This is a genomic window from Nocardioides sp. 31GB23 (assembly GCF_040012395.1).
GTDB lineage: Bacteria > Actinomycetota > Actinomycetes > Propionibacteriales > Nocardioidaceae > Nocardioides > Nocardioides salarius.
Map to the genome: position 1 here is coordinate 13,770 of NZ_JBDYKJ010000020.1, position 21,059 is coordinate 34,828.

The window sequence follows — 21,059 nt, forward strand, 5'->3', positions numbered from 1 at the left end:
CTACGCCGGGAGGCCAGCGCGGCCGGTCACAGCAGGTGGTCGACCTCGGGAGGCCCGTCGCCCAGCAGCACCTCGAGCAGCCGGGCGGCGCGCGCGGCGGCGTCGTACGCCGTGGTCAGGTCGTCGTCGTCGGGCTCGGCGTCGCCGTCGGGATCGGCGGGCCCGCGGGCGTGCAGCCGTGCCAGCAGCTCCTCGCGGCCGGTGCCGCGCAGGTGCAGCAGCACGAACGGGTCGGCCTCGAGCAGCCAGGTGAGCTGGTGCAGCACCGCCAGCGCGTGCACGCACGGGTCGACCCACCCCTCGCAGCTGCAGGTGGTCTCGAGCTCGCCGCCGTAGGGCAGCAGCTCGACGCCGGCCTCCTCGGCGTGCTCGACCAGCTCGTGGGGCAGGTCGCCGGCCAGCAGCGCGGTGACGCGGCCGGCCTGGGCGGCGACGGTCTCGACCAGCGCCGCGGCGCCGGCGTCGTCGAGCACCGGCACCGCGACCTCGACCCGCCACTGACCGCCGCGCTCCTCGACGACCGCCACGGCCGTGCCGGGGCCCACCTCGATGGCCCGCACCCGGCCCGAGCGCGCCAGCGAGCGGCCCGCGACCAGGTCGGCCTCGGCGTACGCCGACTCCTCGACCGCACGCACCCACGCCTTGCCCCACCACCGGTCGGCGCGGCTGGTGCGGCGGCGCGGGGGCAGCCGCGGGTGCACCACGGTCTGCCCGCTCACCACTCAGTCCTCCCGGCGCAGGGTGACCAGGTCGCGCAGCTCGGCGTCGCTGAGCTCGGTCAGCGCGGCCTCGCCGTTGCCGAGCACCGCGTCGGCCAGCGCCCGCTTGCGGGTGAGCAGCTCGGCGACCTTCTCCTCGATGGTGCCGCGCACCACCGGGCGGTGCACCTGCACGGGCCGGGTCTGCCCGATCCGGTAGGCCCGGTCGGTGGCCTGCTCCTCGACGGCGGGGTTCCACCACCGGTCGAAGTGCACGACGTGGTCGGCGCGGGTCAGGTTGAGACCGGTGCCGCCGGCCTTGAGCGAGAGCAGGAAGACCGGCGCCTCGCCGGGCGGGGCGTCCTGGAAGCGGCGCACCATCGCCTCGCGCTCGCGCACCGGGGTGCCGCCGTGCAGCAGCTGGGTGGGCACCCCGCTGACGGCCAGGTGCCGCTCGAGCAGCCGGGCCATGGCGACGTACTGGGTGAAGACGAGCACGGCGCCGTCCTCGGCGAGCACCGTGCCGACCAGCTCGTCGAGCAGGTCGAGCTTCTCCGAGCGGCCCCCGAGCCGGCCGCCGGCCTGCTTGAGGAAGTGGGCGGGGTGGTTGCAGATCTGCTTGAGCCCGGTCAGCAGCATCAGCACCAGCCCGCGGCGCGAGTCGGGGTCGGCGCGCTCGATGCGCTCCATCGTGTCGCGCACGAACGCCTCGTAGAGCACCACCTGCTCGCGGGTCAGGCTCAGCGGGTGGTCGGTCTCGGTCTTGGGCGGCAGCTCGGGGGCGATGCCGGGGTCGGACTTGCGCCGGCGCAGCAGGAACGGCGCGATCAGGTCGGCGAACTGGCGCGCCTTCGTCGGCTCCTCGCCCGTCTCGATCGGCGCGGCCCAGACCCGGCGGAAGGCGTTGCGGCTGCCGAGCAGCCCCGGGATCGCCCAGTCGAGGATCGCCCACAGCTCGGTCAGGTCGTTCTCGACGGGGGTGCCGGTGAGCGCCACCCGGGCCTGGCTGGTCAGGGTGCGGAGCATCCGCGCGGTCGCGGCACGCGGGTTCTTCACGTGCTGGGCCTCGTCGGCGACCACGACCCCCCACGCCACCGGGCGCAGGCTCGAGGTCTCGGGGTCCTTCGCGTCGCTGCGCATCGTGCCGTAGGTGGTCAGCACGAACCCGGGGTCGCCGTCGAGCCCCGCCTCGAGGTCGCCGAGGCTGCGGGCGGAGCCGTGGAAGCGCCGCACCGGCACGCCCGGCGCGAAGCGCCGCACCTCGGCCTCCCAGTTGCCGAGCAGGCTGGTCGGGCAGACCACCAGTGTCGGCAGCGGCTCGCGGCCCTCGGCGCGCGCGGCCTCGACCCGGTGCAGGTGCAGCGCGATGACCTGCACGGTCTTGCCCAGGCCCATGTCGTCGGCCAGGCAGGCCCCCAGCCCGTACGACGTCAGGTCGGCCAACCAGGTGAGCCCGTGCCGCTGGTAGTCGCGCAGGGTGGCGGCCAGGCCCGCGGGCGGCTCCACCGGGTCGCGGGTGGCGGCGCTGGTGATCCGGTCGCGCACCTGCAGCAGGCTGGCGCCCACCACGACGCTCTCCTGGCTCTCGGCGCCCCGCTCGACGGCCGCGACGCCGGTGAGCGCGGAGGCCAGCGCCTCGGCGGGGCGGACCTCGCGGACCAGCCGCCTGCGGGCCCGACGGGCCACCGCGGGGTCGACGACGGTCCACGCCCCGCGCAGCTTCATCACCGGCGAGGCGGCCTCGGCGAGCTGGTCCATCTCCTCGGGCGTGAGCGGGTCGCCGTGCAGCGCCACCTGCCACTGGAAGGCGAACATGCTCTCGGGCGTCAGCAGCCCGGTCTGCAGGGGCTCCTCGCGCGGGCCGGGGCTGCGGGGCGCCTTGTCGAGCACCGCGCGGGTGGTCAGCTCGCGGCCCAGACTCTTGGGCCACAGCACGTCGACGCCGACCCCACCGAGCGCGGCGACCCCGTCGTCGAGCAGGCTCACCAGCTCGTCGGAGTCGAGCGTCAGCTGGTCGGGCACCCGCAGGTCGAGCAGCCGCTCGAGCACCGGCCACGCCTCGGCGGCGGCGCGCAGCGCGATGGTGGCGTGGGTGCGGGCCCGCTCGCCGAAGCCGTGCACCTCGGGCTCGTCGAGCCACAGCGACGCGGCGTCGGTGACGTGCAGCGGGTCGCGCTCGTCGTGCACCTGCAGGACCACCCGCACGGTGCCGCCGAGCAGCTCCTCCTCGTCGGCCTCGACCCGCAGGCTGACGGTCACCAGGTGCGGCAGCTGGCCGGCGTGGCGGTGCCGGGCGATCCGGCGCTGCAGCCGGTCGCGGAAGTCGGGCGAGGGCTGCAGCCCGCCCTCCCCGGCGGCCGCCGCCCCGGGGCGCTCGGCCGGCCCGGGCCGCGGCCGCGCCGGCCGGGAGGGCGCGACCGGGGCCCCGCGCGGCATCGCGTCGACCACGGCGTCGAGCACGCGGCGTACGACCTGCTCGGCCTCGGCCTCGTCGCAGCCCTCGTGGGCGCGGGCCCGGGCCAGCATCCGCACCCGGTCCTCGTCGTCGTCGCCCAGCGGCGCCACCCGCCACTGCGGCGGTCGGCCGTCGGCGGGCGCGGGCTCGAACGCGCCGGCCGCGACCAGGCGCATGCCGAGCAGCACCGCGCCCGAGAGCAGCCCGACGCTGGGGTGCAGGTCGTCGCGGGCGTGGGCCTTGGTCAGCACCGGCAGGGCGGCGCGCACCGGCAGCGCCACGGTGCGCCGGGCGTCGACGAACTCCACGACGCCCTCGCGCGGCGGGTCGGCCGGCAGGAACGTCGCTGTGCCGGTGACCGGGACGAAGCTCACGTCCGCGACGCTAGCCCCCGCCACCGACCACGTGCCCAGGGGCGGGGCGCGCGCGTCCTAGGCTCGGGGGCCATGAGCATCCTCGACGCACCGCTGGCCCGCCTCGACGGCACCGAGGGCACCCTGCGCGACCTGACCGGCGGCCGGGCCGCGCTGCTGGTCAACGTTGCCAGCCGCTGCGGGCTGACCCCGCAGTACACCGGCCTCGAGCAGCTGCACGAGAGCCACGCCGGGCGGGGCTTCACCGTGGTCGGGCTGCCCTGCAACCAGTTCGGCGGCCAGGAGCCCGGCAGCGCCGACGAGATCGCCACCTTCTGCTCCGCGACGTACGGCGTCACCTTCCCGATGAGCGAGAAGGTCGAGGTCAACGGCCCCTCGCGGCACCCGGTCTACGAGGAGCTGACCCGCGTCCCCGACCAGGACGGCGAGGCCGGCGACGTGAGGTGGAACTTCGAGAAGTTCCTGGTCGCCCCCGACGGCGCGGTGCTGGCGCGCTTCGGCCCCGCCGTCGAGCCGGACGACCCGCGCCTGGTGACCGCGGTCGAGGCCGCCTGCGGCTGAGCGGCGACGTGACCCAACGCACGCGATATCCGCTCGCGCTGAGAGGGCTCCCTACCTAGCCTTGGTCGGTGAGCACCGACACCGCGCCGACCCCGGCGCCCGCCCCGCGACCCGACGACGACAAGCTCGACAAGAACGTGCTCCTGGTGGCCGGCGTGGTCGTGCTGGGCGCGATCATGTCGATCCTCGACATCACCGTCGTCAGCGTCGCGCAGCCGACCTTCCAGGCCGACTTCGACGCCACCCCGGCGCAGACCGCCTGGACGATGACCGGCTACACCCTGGCCCTGGCCACGGTGATCCCGCTGACCGGCTGGGCGGCCGACCGCTTCGGCACCAAGCGCCTCTACATGCTCGCGGTGACCCTCTTCACCGCCGGCTCGCTGCTGTGCGCGGCCGCCACCACCGTCGAGATGCTGACCCTCTTCCGGGTGCTGCAGGGCCTGGGCGGCGGCATGCTGATGCCGCTGGGCATGACGATCATGACCCGCGCCGCCGGCCCGCACCGGATCGGCCGCGTGATGGCGGTGCTGGGCGTGCCGATGCTGCTCGGCCCGATCTTCGGGCCCATCCTCGGCGGCTGGCTGATCGACATCGCCTCGTGGCACTGGATCTTCCTGATCAACCTGCCGATCGGCATCGGCGCGATCGTGTACGCCGCCAAGGTGCTGCCCGCTGACGCGCCCACCCCCTCCGAGCGCTTCGACTTCGTCGGCATGCTGCTGCTCTCGCCGGGCCTGGCCCTGTTCCTCTACGGCGTCTCCTCGATCCCCGAGGAGGGCACCGTGCTGGCCGGCAAGGTGCTGGTCACCGCGGCCCTGGGCCTGCTGCTGGTCGTGGCGTTCGTGCTGCGCACGCTCAAGGCGCCGCCCAAGCACCCGCTGATGGACCTGCACCTCTTCCGCAACCGCACCCTGACCACCGCCGTGATCGCCATGTCGCTCTTCGCGATCGCCTTCTTCGGCGCCAGCCTCCTCTTCCCGCAGTACTTCCTCTTCCTGCGCGACGAGACCACCCTGGGCGCCGGCCTGCTGCTGGCCCCGCAGGGCATCGGCGCGATGCTGACGATGCCGATCGCCGGCGTGCTGACCGACCGCATCGGCCCCGGCAAGATCGTGATGACCGGCGTCAGCCTGATCGTGGTGGCGATGGTGATGTTCACCCAGGTCTCGGTCGGCCCGGGCGCTGTCGAGCTGGGCGAGACCTTCGCCAGGGTCGGCGACCCGTCGTACGCCTACCTGCTGGGCGCGCTGTTCGTGATGGGCCTGGGCATGGGCGGCACGATGATGCCGATCATGACCTCGGCGCTGCAGACGCTCAGCGACCACGAGATCGCCCGCGGCTCCACGCTGATGAACATCACCCAGCAGGTCGCGGCCTCGATCGGCACGGCCGTCTTCTCGGTGCTGCTGACCAACGGCTTCAAGGACTCCCCCGCCGTCGGCCAGGCCCAGGCCGCGATGCGCGAGGGCGCCCCGGTCGAGCCCGGCGTGCTGGCCCAGGGACTCTCCGACATGTCCGAGGCCTTCGGCAGCTCCTTCGCCGTGGCCGCGGTCCTGGTGGCGCTGGTGCTGGTGCCGGCGTTCTTCCTGCCGCGCCGCAAGCCGGCCCGGCAGGTCGAGCCCGGCGCGCTGGTCCACTGACGCCCGTTCCCCGCGAGCCGGCGCCGGTTCCGAACTGGCGCCGGCTCGGCGGGGCGGCTACCCCAGGTCGTCGGCGAAGCGCCGGCGCACCTGCGCCTGGTAGAGCGAGGGCGCGAGGCGCCAGAGCAGGCTCGCCACGACCGTGCCCCGGTCGGGGAAGAGCCGGGGCCGACCGGCCCGCAGCGCCTCGTCGATGCGCGCCGCGGTCTCGTCGGCCGAGCGCAGCCGGCCCACCGTCGAGCGGGCCCGCCCGGTGGGCCGGCCGTCCTCGCCCAGGGCGTGCTCGTCGATCGGGGTGTCGAGGAACGAGGGGTGCACCATCAGCACCTGCACGCCCTGGGGCTCCAGCTCGAGACGCAGCACCTCGAAGAACTGGGTGAGCGCCGCCTTCGCCGCGCCGTACGCCGCCCGGCCCGGCACCGGCATCCAGCCCGCCATCGACGAGATGCACACGACCGTGCCGCCGCTCTCGCACAGCAGCGGCAGCGCCGCCATCGTCAGCTCGACCGGGCCCTGCCAGTCGACGGCCATCACGGTGCGGAAGACCGCGGGGTCGGTGCGGTGCGCGGGGCTGCGGTGGGTGATGCCGGCGTTGTTGACCAGCACGTCGAGGCGCCCGAAGCGCTCGCGGGTCGCCTCGACCAGCGCCGCCAGGTCGCCGGCGTCGGTCACGTCGGTGACCACGCCGAGCACCCGGTCGGGGTCGAGCCCAGCGACCCGGTCGGCCAGCCCGGAGGCATCGACGTCGGCCAGCACCAGCTCGTGGCCCGCCTCGTGCCAGAGCCGGGTCATCGCCCAGCCCAGCCCGGAGGCCGCGCCGGTCACCAGGACCACGCTCACGCCGGCCCCCTCACGCCAGCACCATCCCGCGCGCCCGGGCGAAGCCCTCGAGCACCTCGGCCGTGGTGCGCTGCGGCACGTAGCCCATCTCCTCCTTGAGCCGGCGGTTCGACAGCACCGGCCGGTAGCGCAGGAACGCCACCTGCTCGGGCCCGACCGGGCGGCCCCGCCAGCGCTGCACCTGCAGCCCCGCGCGCACCAGCGGCACGGGCAGCGCCAGCAGCGGCTTGCCGAGCCGCTCGGCGATCTCGGGCATGGTCAGCGCGCCGTCACCGGCGAGGTTGTAGATGCCGGCGTGGTCGGTGGCGATGCCGTGCTCGAGCACCCCCAGCACGTCCTGGTCCCAGATCAGCACGAACGGCGAGGGGCAGCCGCGCAGCGCCACCACCCGTGCGCCCGTGAACAGCCCGGTGATCTGGTTGTCGGTGCTGTCGCCGAGCACCGTGCCGGGGCGCAGCACCAGCTGGCGCAGCCGCGGGTGGGTCTCGCGGTAGCCCGCGAGCAGCTCCTCGACCTGTCGCTTGTGGTCGCTGTAGGCGAACTCGGGGTTGCCGCGCAGCGGGTCGTGCTCGTCGATCCACGCCGGGTTGTCGGGGTGGTAGCCGTAGGCGGCGCCCGAGCTGGTGACCGTGAGGTGCTCGACCCCGGCGCCCAGGCAGGCCTCCACGACGTTGCGGGTGCCGTTGACGTCGATGTCGAAGTCGCGGGCCCGGTCGCGCGAGGCGACCAGCACCGAGGCCAGGTGCACCACGTGGGTGGCGCCGAAGCCGCGCAGGGTGTCGACCAGCGCCGGGTCGCGCACGTCGCCGCGGCGCAGCTCGAAGCCCAGCTCGTCGGCGTCGCCCAGCTCGGCGGGGTCGCGCACGTCGAGCCCCACCACGTCGTACGACGCCGCGAGACGCCGCGCCAGCTGGCGCCCGAGGTAGCCGGCCGCCCCGGTGACGACCACGCGGCGGCTCATCGCGCGCCCACCGGGTCGCGGTGCACCGGGTCGTCGGCCGGCAGCGGGCGCCGCGACCAGACCTGGGCCAGGGTGAGCCCGGAGACCAGGTGCCACACGCCCCAGAACGCGGCGACCAGCAGCACCCCGCCGAGCTCGGGGAAGAAGGTGAAGGCGATGACCAGGCCCAGCCCGGAGTTCTGGATGCCGACCTCGAGCGTGACCGCGCGGCGGTCGCTCACCGGCATCCGCAGGCCGCGGCCGATGAGCTGGCCCAGCAGCAGCGCCAGCGCGTTGTGACCGACCACGACCCAGAAGAAGGTGCCGATCTGGTCGAGGAAGAGCTCGAGGTTGTTGCCGAAGGCGATCGCGACGAAGGCCAGGAAGACCAGCATCGAACCGATCCGCCACGGCTTCTCGCTGCGCGCGGCGAAGCCCGGGAACCGGCCCCCGACGAGCATCCCCAGCGCCATCGGCAGCGCGAGCACCAGCAGCACGAGCAGCAGCAGGTCGACCCGGTCGAGCGAGATGTCGGTCATCAGGTCGCGGGTGCGCGGGTTGAGGGTGCCGTAGAGCGCGAAGTTGAGCGGCGTCAGCACGGTCGCCGCCAGGCTCGAGACGGCCGTCATCGAGACCGACACCGCCACGTTGCCGCGGGCCAGCCAGGTCAGGATGTTGGAGAACGACCCGCCGGGGCAGGCCGCCACCAGCATCATCCCCAGCGCGACCTCGGCGCTGACCGGCAGCAGCCAGGCCGCCAGGCAGGTGCCGGCCGGCAGCAGCACGAACTGCGCCACCAGCCCGGCCGCCGGTGCCTTGGGCGCCTTGACGATGCGCACGAAGTCGGCGGGGCGCAGGGTGAGCGCGACCCCGAACATCATCAGGCCGAGCAGGATGTTGAGCAGGGTCAGGTCGGGCAGCGCGATCTCGGTCATGCGTGCACCCGCTCGCCGGCGCGCCGCGCGGGGGCAGCGGGCGGCTCGGGGAGCTCGGGCAGCTCGGCGAGGTGCGCCGAGAGCGCGTCGAGGTAGGTCTGCTTGTCGACGTAGTAGGCCATCCGCGCCAGCGGCAGGTAGTCGTATCCGCCGTCCTCGCGCTGGGTCGAGCGCTCGCGCCGGGCCCGGTCGAGGGCGTCGGTGGCGCCGGTGCCGGCCCGGCGGTGGGCCAGGTAGCGCGCGACCAGCAGCGCCTGCTGGTGCCGGCCCTCCCAGCCCAGCCCGGTGGCCTCGACCATCCCCATCACGAAGAGGTCGTCGCGCTCGGGGTGGAAGACGTTGAGGTAGAGCTGCGGCGCGTCCACGCCCGCCGGCCAGGCCAGGTCGTCGCGGTCGAGGAAGGGGTAGTCGAGCTCGTAGCCGGTGGCCAGCAGCAGCACGTCGTACTCCGCGCTCTCGCCGTCGCCGAAGGTGACCCGGTGCCCCTCGATCGCGGTGATGTCGCGCCGCGCGGTGATGTCGCCGTGCCCGAGGTGGTGCAGCACCAGCGAGTTCACGACCGGGTGCGACTCGTAGAGCCGGTAGTCGGGGTCGGGCAGGCCGTAGTCGCTGGGCCGGCCGACGAGGCCGCGGATCAGCGCACCGTCGACGCGCTGCTTGACCGCCCGGGGCAGCCGCAGCCGGCCGCCGAGGGTGTCGATGGGCCGGCCGGCGACGAACTTGGGCAGGAAGTGGTAGCCGCGGCGTACGCTCATGTCGACGCTCGCGGCGTGGTGCACCGCGTCGACGGCGATGTCGGCGCCGGAGTTGCCGCAGCCCACCACCAGCACCCGCTGGCCGGTGAACACCGACGGCGAGCGGTACTGCGAGGAGTGCAGCACGGTGCCGGCGAACTCGCCGGGCAGCTGCGGCAGCCGCGGCGTGTGCAGGGTGCCCGAGGCGACCAGCAGGCCCTCGAAGACGCGGGTGCGCTGCTCGCCGTCGTGCTCGGTGACCAGCTCCCAGCCGGCCTCGTGCGGGCGGGCCGAGACCACTCGCGTGCCCAGCTCGTAGTGCGAGCGCAGGTCGAAGCGCTCGGCGTAGGAGGCCAGGTAGTCGCGCACCTCGCTGTGGTGGGGGTACGCCGCCCCCGCGGGGTCCATCGGGTGCTCGGCGAACTCGGTCATGTGCCGCGAGGAGATCAGGTGCGCGCTGTCGTACATCGTCGAGTGCGGGTTCTCGATGTCCCACAGACCGCCGACGTCGGTGTGCAGCTCGAGCCCGGTCACGGGCAGCCCGGCCCGGGTCAGCGCCCGCACACAGGCCAGCCCCATCGGTCCGGCACCCACCACGGCGTACCCGTGCGTCTCCATCACCCTCTCCTCCCCGGCACCGCGACGGCGCCGTGACCCACGTCACCCTAGGAGCACCGGTCACCCCGGCGCCCGGCCCTTCGGGACGGCCCGGTCGGCAATCCGGGACGCGCAGGAGATGATCGGGCCATGGACCCCAGGCCCGGGCGCGAGGTGACCGCGCAGTACGCGCACGCGCTGCTGCAGGCCGCGCAGGAGACCGGCATCGCCCTCGACGACTCGCTGGTCGCTCGGCTGCGCGCCGCCGAGCGGGTGCCGCTGGCCTGGCAGGACGAGCTGTGGGAGGAGTACTGCGCGGGCGCCGGCGACCCGCTGGCCGGGCTGCGCCTGGGGCTGCGGATGCAGGTCGGGCACCTCGACAGCGCCGGCATGCTGCTGGTGACCTGCGCGACGCTGGGCGAGGCGCTGGAGGAGCTGACGGCCTACGCGCCGGTGATCGGCCCGGGGGCGTTCACCCTGCACCGCGACGGGCCGCTGGTGCGCGTCGAGTTCGAGCACGACTTCGGCGTACGCCCGCTGGAGCGCACCGAGGCGGCGCTGACCACGCTGCTGCACCTGGCGCGCTGGGCCACGGGCGGGCACGTCGCGCCGGTCGCGCTCGAGCTGGCGCACGCGGCCCCCGGCCCCGACCCGGCGCACGCCGCGGTGCTGGGCCTGCCGGTGCGCTTCGACGCCGCCGGCCACGCGCTGGTGCTCGAGGCCGCCCAGCTCGAGCTGCCGCTGGTGCAGGCCAACGCGGCGCTGCGCGACCACCTGCGCGAGCTGGCCGACCGCACCCTGGCCCGGCTCGGCGAGCAGGACCTGGCCGTGCGGGTGCGCGAGGTGGTGCTGGCCCACCCCGACTGGGGCCGCGAGCGGGTCGCCGAGCACCTCGCCCACAGCGGGCGGCACCTCAACCGGCTGCTCGCCGAGGACGGGCTGAGCTTCTCGGCCGTGCGCGAGCGCACCCTCGAGCAGCTCGCGGTGCGGGCCCTCGAGCGGGGCGAGCGGGTCTCCGACGTGGCGCTGCGCCTGGGCTACTCCGACGAGACCGCCTTCGCCCGGGCCTTCCGGCGCTGGCGCGGCGAGACACCGGGCCAGGCCCGGGCCCGGTCGACGAGCGGGGCCCGACCGGGCTGAGCAGCCGGGCCGAGGCGACGGGCCGAGGCGACGGGGCTGAAGAGGAGGGGCGTCAGCCGCGGCGCGGGGCCGGCACCGGCCCGAAGCGCTGGAAGCAGTCGCTGCCCGCGCAGCCGTCGAGGGCGCGCAGCCGCTTCTTCAGCTCCAGGCGCACCGGGCGGTAGCGCCGGGTGCCCGCCAGGTTGTCGACCTGCTCGGGGTCGCGGCGGCGGTCGAAGAGGTCGATGTGGATGCGGCCCGAGCGCTTGCGCCACTTCGTGAGCGTGTAGCGGTCGGTGCGCACGCCCCGGAACATCCACGGTCCGGTCCCGGCGCGGGCCGAGCGGGCGCCCGCCTGCACCAGCACCGTGTCGGCGCGCAGCCGGGCCCGGCCGCGGGCGGCCCCGGCGAGGCTGCGCCCGTCGAGGGTGCGGCCCGGGGTCGCGCCGGCCAGGTCGACGACGGTCGAGGCCAGGTCGACGGTGGTGACCGGCTCCTTGACCTTGGTCCGCCGCGCGATGCCCGGGCCACGCACCAGGAGGGGCACCCGCAGCGCCTCCTCGTAGGCCAGGGTCTTGCCCAGGTAGCGGTGCTCGCCGAGCAGGTAGCCGTTGTCGGAGGTGAACATGACCACGGTGTCGTCGAGCTCGCCCGCCGCGCGCAGGGCCCGCACGATCGCGGTCACGCCGTCGTCGACGCTGCGCAACGACTGGATCCGCTGGCGGTGGAACTGCGCGATCCGGGCACGGTCGAGCACCGCCTTGCCCTTGATGTGCGGGTTGGGGTCGTCGAGGCGGGCGTCGTACGACGCCTTGGCGAAGCTGGGTGGCGTGGCGCCGGGGTAGAGGTCGCGGTAGCGCTTCTCGGGGGCGGGGCCGACCTTGCAGGAGCCCTCGCCGCACTCGCCGTGGGGGGCGTAGTAGGAGGTCCAGATGAAGAACGGCTTGTCCTCGCCCGGCGCGCCGTCGCGCAGCGGGTCACGCCCGGCGCTCCAGTCCTCGACGAGCTGCACGGTGCGCTCGGTGGTGTAGGTCGTGGAGTAGGACTCGCCGTCGTCGTAGCGGGTGCGCTCGCCGTTGGTGAACATGTCGAAGTCGTAGTAGCCGAAGGAGTTCTTCGCCGAGGCGTCGAACCACTCCCAGCCCAGCGGCACGGCCTGGGTCTCGGGGAACCAGTAGTTGATGAACTTGCCGACGACCGCGGTGTGGTAGCCGGCCTCGTAGAGCCAGCGCTGCAGGGTGTTGTCGGGCTCGCGCAGGGCCATGTAGCCGCCCCACTCGCCGCCGTTGGAGTGCACGCCGTTGTTCTGGGCGTACTGGCCGCTGATGATCTCGGCGCGCGCGGGGCAGCACAACGGGTGCGGCGAGACCATGTCCTTGAAGACCGCACCGTGCTTGCCCAGCTTCTTGCGGGTCTGCGGCATGTGGCGCAGGTCGTCGAGCGTCTGGTCGTCGGTGGTGATCAGGATGATGTTGGGCGCGTCGGGCGCTGCGGCCTTGCTTACCTGCGGCAGCGGCCGGATGCCCTCGGCCGCGACCGGGGGCGTGCCGGCGTCGGCGCTCGCCTGGTCGGCGACCGGCTCGGCGACCAGCGGCAGCGCCGCCAGGGCGGCGACGAGCAGCCCGCCGAGGACGAGGCGGGTGCGGGGGCTGGGGGGACGTCCGGCTCTCACGTCGCGGAAGGGTAGTTGAAGAGCACTCTTGACCATGATTCGTCGATGATTCGTCGATGATTCGTCGATGATCCGTCGTTGGTCCCCCGGTGGTCCGTCGACGGCTCAGGTGGGTCGGTAGCCCTCGGGCTCGCTCGCCCCGTTGCCCTGGCCGTACCAGTCCAGCCACCGGTCGTCCTCGATCGCCGCCCCGGCCTCCTCGTAGTGCTCGCTGGTGCGCAGCCCCACCGCGGGATCCGTCACCACCGCGCGCAGCAGGTCGGCCAGCTCGTGGGTCTGGGCCACGTCGTCGGCCTCCCCCTCGTCGCCGGCGGCCGGCACGAAGGGGCCGTGGGCCGTGGCGAGCACCACGACCCCGTCGCGGCGGCCCACCGCCCCGACCAGGCCCGGGTCCTCCTCGGGGTAGCCGGCCTCGCGCAGCAGCACGTACGACGTCGCGCCGACCACGTCCTGCTCGCAGTCCCACGTCGCGGGCATCCCCCGGCAGCTCCGGAGCTGCTCGGCGTCGGGGTCGGCGCCCGGGGCCGAGACGACCACGCGCACGTGGGCGTGGTCACCCACCGGCCGGTCGAAGGCGAGCTCGACACCCACCGCGCCCGGGGGCAGGCCGTCACCGCTGAAGAGCGGGGCCGCCGCGACGGCCTCGCGGCCCAGGTGCGTCTCGACCGCGGCCGCCAGGGCCCGCTCGGTGACGACGACCGCCGTCGGGTCGCCCCCGGGAGCGGACGACGGGCTGTCGTCCTCGGCGCAGGCGCCCAGCAGCACGACCGGCCCGAGCAGGACGGTGAGGAGACGGCGCGAGGCCCGGGACGCCATGGCGTGACGCTACTCCCGCGGCCCGTCGCCGGAGACGATCCGCGGGTGAGTCGCCGGGGCGCGCTCCCGGCTACGGTCGACCAGATGAGCACTGACGACGAGCGCGACCAGCTCCACCGCGACGGCCGCTGCGACGTGGTGGTGGAGATCCCCCGCGGCAGCCGCAACAAGTACGAGGCCTCCGAGGATGGCGAGATCTGGTTCGACCGCCGGCTGGGCGGCCCGGCCGGCTTCCCCGGCGACTACGGCTACGTCATCGGCTCCGAGGGCGAGGACGGCGACGCCCTCGACGCGCTGGTGCTGCTGGAGGAGGCGACCTTCCCCGGCGTGCACATGCGCTGCCGGGTCATCGGCGCCTTCGCCCTGCAGGTCGGCGACATCGCCGAGACCAAGCTGATCGTGGTGCCGGAGACCGACCACCACGCCGACCACCTGCGCGACCTCGGCGACCTGCCGCCCGCCTTCCTCGACGAGCTCGACGCCTTCTTCACCGCCTACCGGATGCTCGAGGACGTGCCCGTCGACGTGCGCGAGCGCCTCGACCGCTCCCGCGCCCTCGAGGTGCTGGTGGCCGGCGAGGGCTGAGCCGCGAGCCGGCGCCAGTTCCCCGTGGTCGGTCAGCCGCGCAGCTGCGGCAGGGCGTCGGCGACCTGCTCGAGCACCCGCTCGTCGCCGGCGTAGGGCTGCTCGCCGCGCGGCCAGTGCGTGACGAGGTCGGTGAACCCGAGCTCGGCGGCCCGGCCGGCCATGTCCTCGAAGGCGCCGAGGCTCGCGAGCGCGAAGCCGGCCGGCCCCACGCGTCCGGTGTCGGCGAGCAGGTAGCGGGGCAGGTCGGCGGGCTCGCGCCCGGCGGCGACCAGCGCCTCCTCGTAGGTGTCGCGGGCGCGGGCCAGGCCGGCGTACCAGCCCTCGAGCGTGGTCTCGGCGTGCGGCCCGGTGGTCACCCACCCGTCGCCTGCCCGCGCCGAGAACCGCAGCGAGCGGGGGCCGTTGGCCGCGACCAGCAACGGCGTACGCCGCAGCGGCGGCAGGGTGCGGGCGTCGCGGGTGGCGAACCAGCGTCCGTCGGCGTCGACGTGGTCCTCGTCGCGCAGCCGGGCCAGCAGGGTCACGAACTCCTGGAACCGGTCGACCCGCTCGCGGGTGCTCAGCGCCTCGCCGCCGAGCACCTCGGAGTCGCGGTCGCCGCCGACGCCCAGGCCCAGCAGCACCCGGCCGTCGGCGATGCCCTCGAGGGCCTGCACGTCGCGCAGGAACGGGTAGGGGTGGCGGAAGTTCGGCGCGGTCACCAGGGTGCCCAGCCCGATGCGCTGCGTCGTGGCCGCGGCCGCGGCCAGGGTCGGCACCGCACCGGTCCACGGGCTCTCCGGCAGCCCGCCCCACACCAGGTGGTCGTAGGTCCAGGCGTGGTCGAAGCCCATCTCCTCCGCGGCCCGCCACCGCGGCCCGGCCTCGGCCCACGGCAGGTCGGTCAGGATCGTCAGCCCGAAGCGCATGGGTCGACCCTAGGGGCCGCCGCCCAGGACGTCATACAGGCGGGACGTCCGTCCGTGCGGGGGGTATGACGTCCCGCGGCCGCTGGCTCAGCCGGAGACGCCCAGCACCAGCGGGCGCACGGCGACGGCACCCGCGCGGCGGATCGCCCGCGCGGCCATGGTCAGGGTCCAGCCGGTGTCGGTGAGGTCGTCGACCAGCAGCACCGAGCGGCCCTCGAGCGAGCCGGGGTCGGCGTGCAGGTCGAAGCGGCGGCCGACGGCGGCCACGCGCTGGGCGGAGTTCATCGACCCCTGGCCGGGCGCGACGTCGGGGTCGACCACCGCCCACCGGCCCAGCAGCGGCACCTGGAGGTAGCGCGAGAGACCGTCGGCCAGGCTGTCGACGAGCTCGCCGCGGCGCACCGACTCGACCGAGACGATCGCGTCGACCTGCGGGCGCCAGTCGTTGAGGACCTCGATCACGGCCTGCACCAGCGGCACCGGCACCGGCACGTCGGCCACGCCGTCGGGACCCTCGCGGAAGAGCTCGCGCAGCGCCTGGCCGTAGCCCAGGTCGGTCAGGCGCGCCACGGCGCGGCCCTCCTCGGCGGCGCCGTCGGAGATCTTGCCCTTGAGCTGGACGCCGAGGCGATCCATGCCGGTCGGCCACATCTTGCGCGGGGCCACCGGCACACCGGGTCGGGCCAGCCGGGCCTGTGCCTCCTCGATGGCGGCCGCGGAGACGTCGGTGGAGAGCTGCAGCCCGCCGCAGTTGTCGCAGCGCCCGCAGGCCTGCGCCTCGGGGTCGTCGAGCTGGTCGCGCAGGTAGAGCATCCGGCACTGGTCGGTGCGCAGGTACTCCAGCATCGCGTCCTGCTCGCGCTGGCGGGCCTCCGCGACCCGGCGATAGCGCGGCTCGTCGTAGGTCCACTCCCGACCGGTGGACTCCCAGCCGCCGCGCACGCGGCGTACGGCGCCGTCGACGTCGAGCACCTTGAGCATCGTCTCGAGGCGGGTGCGGTTGAGCTCGACGCGGGTCTCGAGCGCCGCGGTGCTCATCGGGCGCCCCTCCTCGGCGAGCACGGCCAGCGTCTCGCGCACCTGCTCCTCGCGGGGGAAGGCCAGGGAGGCGAAGTAGGCCCAGATGTCGCGGTCCTCGACCGCGGGCAGCAGCACCACCGTGGCCGACTCGCTGCGGGCGTCGAGGCCACGCCCGGCACGCCCGACCTGCTGGTAGTAGGCCACCGGCGAGCTCGGCGCGCCCAGGTTGACCACGAAGCCGAGGCTGGCGTCGAAGCCCATCCCGAGCGCGGAGGTCGCCACCAGCGCCTTCACCCGCCCCGCGGCCAGGTCGCCCTCGAGCGCCTGGCGCTCGGTGGTCTCGGTCTGCCCCGAGTACGCCGCCACCTCGTGGCCGCGGCTGCGCAGGTAGTCGGCGACCTCCTGGGTGGCGGCGACGGTGAGGCAGTAGACGATGCCCGACCCGGGCTGCTCGGCCAGGTGGTCGGCCAGCCACGCCAGGCGCTGGTCGGCGGTCTTGAGGTGCACCACCCCCAGGCGCAGCGACTCGCGGTCCAGCGAGCCGCGCAGCACCAGCACGTCGCGGCCCAGCTGCTGCTGGACGTCCTCGGTGACGCGCTGGTTGGCGGTCGCGGTGGTGGCCAGCACCGGGATGCCCTCGGTGAGGTCGTCGAGCAGGGTGCGGATGCGGCGGTAGTCGGGGCGGAAGTCGTGGCCCCAGTCGGAGATGCAGTGCGCCTCGTCGACCACCAGCAGGCCGCAGGTCGCCGCCAGCCGGGGCAGCACCTCGTCGCGGAAGCCGGGGTTGTTGAGCCGCTCGGGGCTGACCAGCAGCACGTCGACCTCACCGGCCTGGATGGCCTCGTGGATCGGCTCCCAGTCGCCGATGTTGGTGGAGTTGATGGTCACCGCGCGGATGCCGGCGCGCTCGGCGGCCTGGATCTGGTTGCGCATCAGCGCCAGCAGCGGGCTGACGATCACCGTCGGGCCGGCGCCGCGCTCTCGCAGCAGCAGGGTGGCCACGAAGTAGACCGCCGACTTGCCCCAGCCGGTGCGCTGCACGACCAGGGCGCGGCGCCGGTCGACGGCCAGCGCCTCGATCGCCGACCACTGGTCCTCGCGCAGCACCGCGTCGTCGCGACCCACCAGCGCCCGCAGGTGCGCCTCGGCCGCCTCCCGTGCCTCGGCACGGTCGACGGTGGGAGCGGGGGTCGCCTCTGGGCTCGCTGCGGGGGAGGTCATGGCGCCCTGTCTACCAGCGCGCACCGACGGCACGCAGCGCCCGTCCCCGGCCTGTGGAAGACGCCACGCTCGGCCAGCACCCAGGACGTCATACGTCGCGCACAGGCGGACGTCCCGCCCGTATGACGTCAGGCCCGGGCCGTCACCAGATCCGCACCCGCTGGCCCGGGTCGAGCCACAGCCCGTCGCCCTCGCGGGTCTCGAAGACCTCGTGGAACTCGTCGAGGTTGCGCACGATGTTGGCGCGGAACTCCGGCGGGGAGTGCGGGTCGATGGTGAGGTACTGCGCCTCCTGCTCCTTGCGGCGCTTGGTGCGCCACACGTAGGCCCAGTTGGTGAAGAGCGTGCGCCGCTCCTCGACCGAGGCCTGGCCGTCGGTGGAGATCAGGTAGGCCTCGTGGGCGATGGTCAGCCCGCCGAGGTCGCCGATGTTCTCGCCGACGGTCAACGCGCCGTTGACCCTCTCGCCGGGCAGCGCCCGCGGCTCGAACTCGTCGTACTGGGCGACGAGCGCCTTCGACTTCACCTCGAAGGCGGCCTTGTCGTCGGCGGTCCACCAGTCGTTGAGGTTGCCGGCGCCGTCGTACTGCGCGCCCTGGTCGTCGAAGCCGTGCCCGATCTCGTGACCGATGACCGCGCCGATGCCGCCGTAGTTCTCGGCCGGGTGCGCGTCGGGGCTGAAGAACGGTGCCTGCAGGATGCCGGCGGGGAAGCAGATCTCGTTGGTGCCGGGGTTGTAGTAGGCGTTGACGGTCTGCGGCAGCATGAACCACTCGTCGCGGTCGACGGGCGAGCCGATCTTGGTGATCTGCCGGTCGGTCTCGAACGCCGAGGCCGCGGCGACGTTGCCCATCAGGTCGTCCTGGCGCACCTGCAGGGCGGAGTAGTCGCGGAACGTCTCGGGGTAGCCGATCTTGGGCCGGAAGGTCGCCAGCTTCTCGTAGGCGCGCTCCTTGGTCTCCTCGGTCATCCAGTCCAGGCGCGAGATCGAGACCCGGTAGGCGGCCAGCAGGTTGGCGACCAGGTCGTCCATCATCTGCTTCGAGCGCGGCGGGAAGTGCCGCTCGACGTAGACCCGGCCCACCGCCTCGCCCAGCGCGCCCTCGACCAGCGCCACGCCTCGCTTCCAGCGCGCCCGCAGCTCGGGGGTGCCCGACAGGGTGCGGCCGTAGAAGTCGAAGTTGGTCTCGACGAAGTCGTCGGGCAGGTACGCCGCGGTGGCGCGCAGCACATGGCTGGTCAGCCAGTCGCGCCACTGCTCGACCGGCACCCCCTCGAGCACCGAGGAGAGGTGCTCGAAGTACGACGGCTGGCGCACGCAGACCTCGCCCAGCACGTCGGCCGCGGTGCGGGTCGAGGCGGTGAGGTTGGTGACGTAGACGTCGAAGTCGAAGCCGGGGCACATCTCCTGCAGCTCGGCCAGGGTGCGCAGGTTGTAGGTCTTCTGCACGTCGCGGGTCGCCGCGCGCTCCCAGTGCCCGGCGGCCAGGCGGGTGTCGATGGCCAGGATGGTGCGGGCCGCGCCCTCGGGGTCGGCGTGGTCGGCCAGACCGAGCAGGCGGGTCAGGTAGGCGACGTACTTCTCGCGGGTCTCGGCGTGCTTGTCGTCGCGGTAGTAGGACTCGTCGGGCAGCCCGAGCCCGCCCTGGACCAGGTGGAAGAGGTAGCGGTCGGACTGCTTGTCGTCGGTGTCGACGTAGGAGCCGAAGAGGCCGTGGCCGCCGATCCGCTCGAACTCGCCGAGGAAGGCCGCCAGGTCGCGCTTGTCGCGCAGGCGCGCGGCCGCGTCGAGCAGCGGCCGCACCGGCTCGATGCCCTTCGCGGCGATCGCCTCGGTGTCCATGAAGGAGGCGAAGAGGTCGCCGATCTTGCGGGCGTCCTCGTCGGGCGCCTCCTGGTCGGGGGCGGTGGCCAGGGCGGCGAGGTCGGTGATGATGTCGCGCACCTGCGCCTCGGCCGCGTCGGCCAGCTGCACGAACGGGCCCCAGCTCGAGCGGTCGGAGGGGATCTCGGTCTCCTCCAGCCAGCGCCCGTTGACGTGGCCGAAGAGGTCGTCCTGGGGGCGGGTGTCGGGGTCCATGCCCGGGCGGGCGTCGTCGAGGATGCTCACCCCACGACCCTAACCGTCGTGCTCTCCCCTGCCAGGGTGGCCGGGTGCGCCCGGGCCTGCTGCCCGGGGGCGGGCTCAGCCGGCGGCCTGGTCGATGGCGGCGCGCACCGACATCACCACGCTCTCGGGGTCGACCTGGTCGCGCGCGGCGAGCTCGGCGACCAGGCGTCGTACGACGAGCATGACGCCGCCCATCAGCGGGGAGATGTCGAGCTCGAGCTCGTCGCCGTCCTCGTCCATCTTCAGCTCGACGGCGCCGATCTCGAGCAGGTGGCCGAAGGCAAGCTCGACGGGGTTGGGCCCGCCGGGCAGCACGTCGGGGTCGGCCTCGGCGGCGACCACGCCGTCGAGGATGACGTGGCCGGCGCGGCGCAGCCGCTCCTCGGGGTCCAGCGTGTGCTCGTCCACGGGCCCATCATCCCCGGTGCGTCCCTGTCGCCGGGCAGCGAGGGCCGATAGGTTCGCCGCCATGAGCCAGCACCTGCGCGTCGTCGCCACCATCCCCACCGCCCCCGAGCACGCCGAGGCGGTGCGCGCGGGCCTGCGCGACCTGGTCGCCGCGACCCAGCAGGAGGAGGGCTGCGTGGCCTACGACTGCTTCGAGTCCGACGCCGCCCCGGGCACCTTCGTGATGGTCGAGGAGTGGGCCAGCCAGGAGGCCATGGACGCCCACATGAGGACCCCGCACATGGCCGAGGTCTTCAAGGTCCTCGGCCCCGCGCTGGCCGGCGACGTGGCCATCCACCCGCTGCGCCCCCTGGGCTGACTGGGCTGACTGGGCTGACTGGGCTGACTGGGCGGCGGGCCGCGCTCAGCGGATCCGCACCACGCCCTTGCCCAGCGTGCGGCGCTGGTCGAGGTCGAGCAGCGCCTTGCCGAAGTCCTCGATGCCGTACGTCGCGCCCACGGGCGGGCGGATCGTGCCGGCCTCCATCATCGGCACCAGCTCGGCCCACTGCTGCTCCATGAAGCCGGGGCGCATCATGGCGTAGGCGCCCCAGCCGACGCCGCGCACGTCGATGTTGTTGAGCAGGAGCCGGTTGACCTTGACCTCGGGGATGCCCTGGCCGGCGGCGAAGCCGACCACGAGCAGGCGGCCCTGCGGGGCGAGCGCGCGCAGCGAGTCGGTGAAGACGTCGCCGCCCACCACGTCCATGACGATGTCGACTCCGAGGCCGCCGCTGAGCTCCTTGGCGGCGTCCTTGAACCCGTCGATCAGCACGGCCTCGTCGGCGCCGGCGTCGCGGGCGACCTGGCACTTGGCCTCGGTGGAGCAGACCGCGATGGTGCGCGCGCCGTACCCCTTGGCGACCTGGATGGTGGCGGTGCCGACGCCGCCGGCGGCGCCGTGCACGAGCACGGTCTCGCCCTTCTTCAGCCCGCCGCGCTCGGCGAGCGCGAACTGGGCGGTCAGGTAGTTCATCGGCAGCGCCGCGCCCTCGTCGAGGCTCAGCGAGTCGGGGAGCGCGAAGGTGGACACGGCCGGGTTGACGACCAGCTCGGCCGCGGCGCCGTAGGGCGCGACCCCGGCGACGCGGGTGCCGGGCGCGAGGTCGGCGCGGCCCTCGGGTCCCTGCACCACGACGCCGGCGAAGTCGACACCGAGCGTGAAGGGCGGCTCGGGCCGCATCTGGTACTCGCCGCGGCTGAGCAGCAGGTCCGGGAAGGACGTGCCGACGGCGTGCACCTCCACCAGCACGTCGTCGGCGCCGGGGGTCGGCTCGGCGACGTCGTTGACCTGGAGGTGCTCGGGACCGGTGGTGTCGATGACCTGGACTGCTCGCATGTGGCCACCGTAGCCATCCGGACGGGCCGCGGGTCCGAAGGT

General features: G+C 74.3%; 18 protein-coding genes. 5 read left to right on the top strand and 13 right to left on the bottom strand.

Annotated elements, in window-relative coordinates:
• Positions 1-26: 26 nt before the first annotated feature.
• Complete coding sequence (locus tag ABKW28_RS08340; protein ID WP_348608171.1) at positions 27-719, bottom strand: SWIM zinc finger family protein; 693 nt, start codon at positions 717-719, stop codon at positions 27-29.
• A 3-nt stretch (positions 720-722) separates the two neighbouring features.
• A complete protein-coding gene (locus tag ABKW28_RS08345; RefSeq protein ID WP_348608174.1) occupies positions 723-3,527 on the bottom strand; it encodes a DEAD/DEAH box helicase in 2,805 nt (934 codons plus the stop codon).
• 72 nt (positions 3,528-3,599) lie between these two features.
• Between ABKW28_RS08345 and ABKW28_RS08350 the strand changes: the two genes are divergently transcribed.
• Positions 3,600-4,088, top strand: a complete 489-nt coding sequence (locus ABKW28_RS08350) for a glutathione peroxidase (protein WP_348608177.1) — start codon at positions 3,600-3,602, stop codon at positions 4,086-4,088.
• Between the two features lie 68 nt (positions 4,089-4,156).
• Positions 4,157-5,731 carry a DHA2 family efflux MFS transporter permease subunit gene (locus tag ABKW28_RS08355; protein ID WP_348608180.1) on the top strand — a complete coding sequence of 525 codons (1,575 nt, stop codon included), beginning with the start codon at positions 4,157-4,159 and terminating at the stop codon, positions 5,729-5,731.
• Between the two features lie 57 nt (positions 5,732-5,788).
• Here the strand turns inward: ABKW28_RS08355 and ABKW28_RS08360 are convergent, their stop codons facing one another.
• From ABKW28_RS08360 to ABKW28_RS08375, 4 genes are read right to left on the bottom strand one after another with little or no spacing between them, the layout of a single operon-like run.
• A complete protein-coding gene (locus tag ABKW28_RS08360) occupies positions 5,789-6,571 on the bottom strand; it encodes an SDR family oxidoreductase (protein ID WP_348608183.1) in 783 nt (260 codons plus the stop codon).
• 10 nt (positions 6,572-6,581) lie between these two features.
• Positions 6,582-7,532, bottom strand: a complete 951-nt coding sequence (locus ABKW28_RS08365) for an SDR family oxidoreductase (RefSeq protein ID WP_348608186.1) — start codon at positions 7,530-7,532, stop codon at positions 6,582-6,584.
• On the bottom strand, positions 7,529-8,446 hold the full coding sequence (locus ABKW28_RS08370; RefSeq protein ID WP_193670503.1) for a bile acid:sodium symporter family protein: 918 nt from the start codon (positions 8,444-8,446) through the stop codon (positions 7,529-7,531). Before ABKW28_RS08370 ends, ABKW28_RS08365 begins: the two co-directional genes overlap by 4 nt.
• Positions 8,443-9,798 (bottom strand): NAD(P)-binding domain-containing protein, encoded by a 1,356-nt coding sequence (locus tag ABKW28_RS08375; protein ID WP_348608189.1) that lies wholly within the window; start codon positions 9,796-9,798, stop codon positions 8,443-8,445. The genes ABKW28_RS08370 and ABKW28_RS08375 overlap by 4 nt, the downstream gene beginning before the upstream one ends.
• A 129-nt stretch (positions 9,799-9,927) precedes the next feature.
• Between ABKW28_RS08375 and ABKW28_RS08380 the strand changes: the two genes are divergently transcribed.
• Positions 9,928-10,917 (top strand): AraC family transcriptional regulator ligand-binding domain-containing protein, encoded by a 990-nt coding sequence (locus ABKW28_RS08380; protein WP_348608192.1) that lies wholly within the window; start codon positions 9,928-9,930, stop codon positions 10,915-10,917.
• Between the two features lie 52 nt (positions 10,918-10,969).
• Here the strand turns inward: ABKW28_RS08380 and ABKW28_RS08385 are convergent, their stop codons facing one another.
• Together ABKW28_RS08385 and ABKW28_RS08390 are read right to left on the bottom strand one after the other, a co-directional pair.
• A complete protein-coding gene (locus tag ABKW28_RS08385) occupies positions 10,970-12,568 on the bottom strand; it encodes a sulfatase (RefSeq protein WP_348608195.1) in 1,599 nt (532 codons plus the stop codon).
• Positions 12,569-12,673: 105 nt separating this feature from the next.
• Positions 12,674-13,384 carry a hypothetical protein gene (locus ABKW28_RS08390; protein ID WP_348608198.1) on the bottom strand — a complete coding sequence of 237 codons (711 nt, stop codon included), beginning with the start codon at positions 13,382-13,384 and terminating at the stop codon, positions 12,674-12,676.
• 84 nt (positions 13,385-13,468) lie between these two features.
• On the opposite strand from ABKW28_RS08390, the gene ABKW28_RS08395 reads away from it, so the two are divergent.
• Entirely contained in the window at positions 13,469-13,969 is a 501-nt protein-coding gene (locus ABKW28_RS08395) for an inorganic diphosphatase (protein ID WP_341229411.1), read from the top strand.
• Between the two features lie 32 nt (positions 13,970-14,001).
• Here the strand turns inward: ABKW28_RS08395 and ABKW28_RS08400 are convergent, their stop codons facing one another.
• From ABKW28_RS08400 to ABKW28_RS08415, 4 genes are all read right to left on the bottom strand, one after another.
• Positions 14,002-14,880, bottom strand: a complete 879-nt coding sequence (locus ABKW28_RS08400) for an LLM class flavin-dependent oxidoreductase (RefSeq protein WP_348608201.1) — start codon at positions 14,878-14,880, stop codon at positions 14,002-14,004.
• 87 nt (positions 14,881-14,967) lie between these two features.
• Entirely contained in the window at positions 14,968-17,121 is a 2,154-nt protein-coding gene (locus ABKW28_RS08405) for a DEAD/DEAH box helicase (protein ID WP_348608204.1), read from the bottom strand.
• A gap of 142 nt (positions 17,122-17,263) precedes the next feature.
• Positions 17,264-19,231 carry a M13-type metalloendopeptidase gene (locus ABKW28_RS08410; protein WP_348608206.1) on the bottom strand — a complete coding sequence of 656 codons (1,968 nt, stop codon included), beginning with the start codon at positions 19,229-19,231 and terminating at the stop codon, positions 17,264-17,266.
• Between the two features lie 75 nt (positions 19,232-19,306).
• A complete protein-coding gene (locus ABKW28_RS08415; RefSeq protein ID WP_348608209.1) occupies positions 19,307-19,639 on the bottom strand; it encodes a hypothetical protein in 333 nt (110 codons plus the stop codon).
• 61 nt (positions 19,640-19,700) lie between these two features.
• Here ABKW28_RS08415 and ABKW28_RS08420 point away from each other — a divergent pair, with 61 nt between their 5' ends.
• On the top strand, positions 19,701-19,997 hold the full coding sequence (locus ABKW28_RS08420) for a putative quinol monooxygenase (protein WP_348608212.1): 297 nt from the start codon (positions 19,701-19,703) through the stop codon (positions 19,995-19,997).
• 45 nt (positions 19,998-20,042) lie between these two features.
• Here ABKW28_RS08420 and ABKW28_RS08425 read toward each other — a convergent pair whose 3' ends face one another.
• The gene (locus ABKW28_RS08425) at positions 20,043-21,017 is read right to left on the bottom strand and encodes an NADPH:quinone oxidoreductase family protein (protein WP_348608215.1); all 975 of its coding nucleotides are present in this window, start codon (positions 21,015-21,017) and stop codon (positions 20,043-20,045) included.
• Positions 21,018-21,059: the final 42 nt, after the last annotated feature.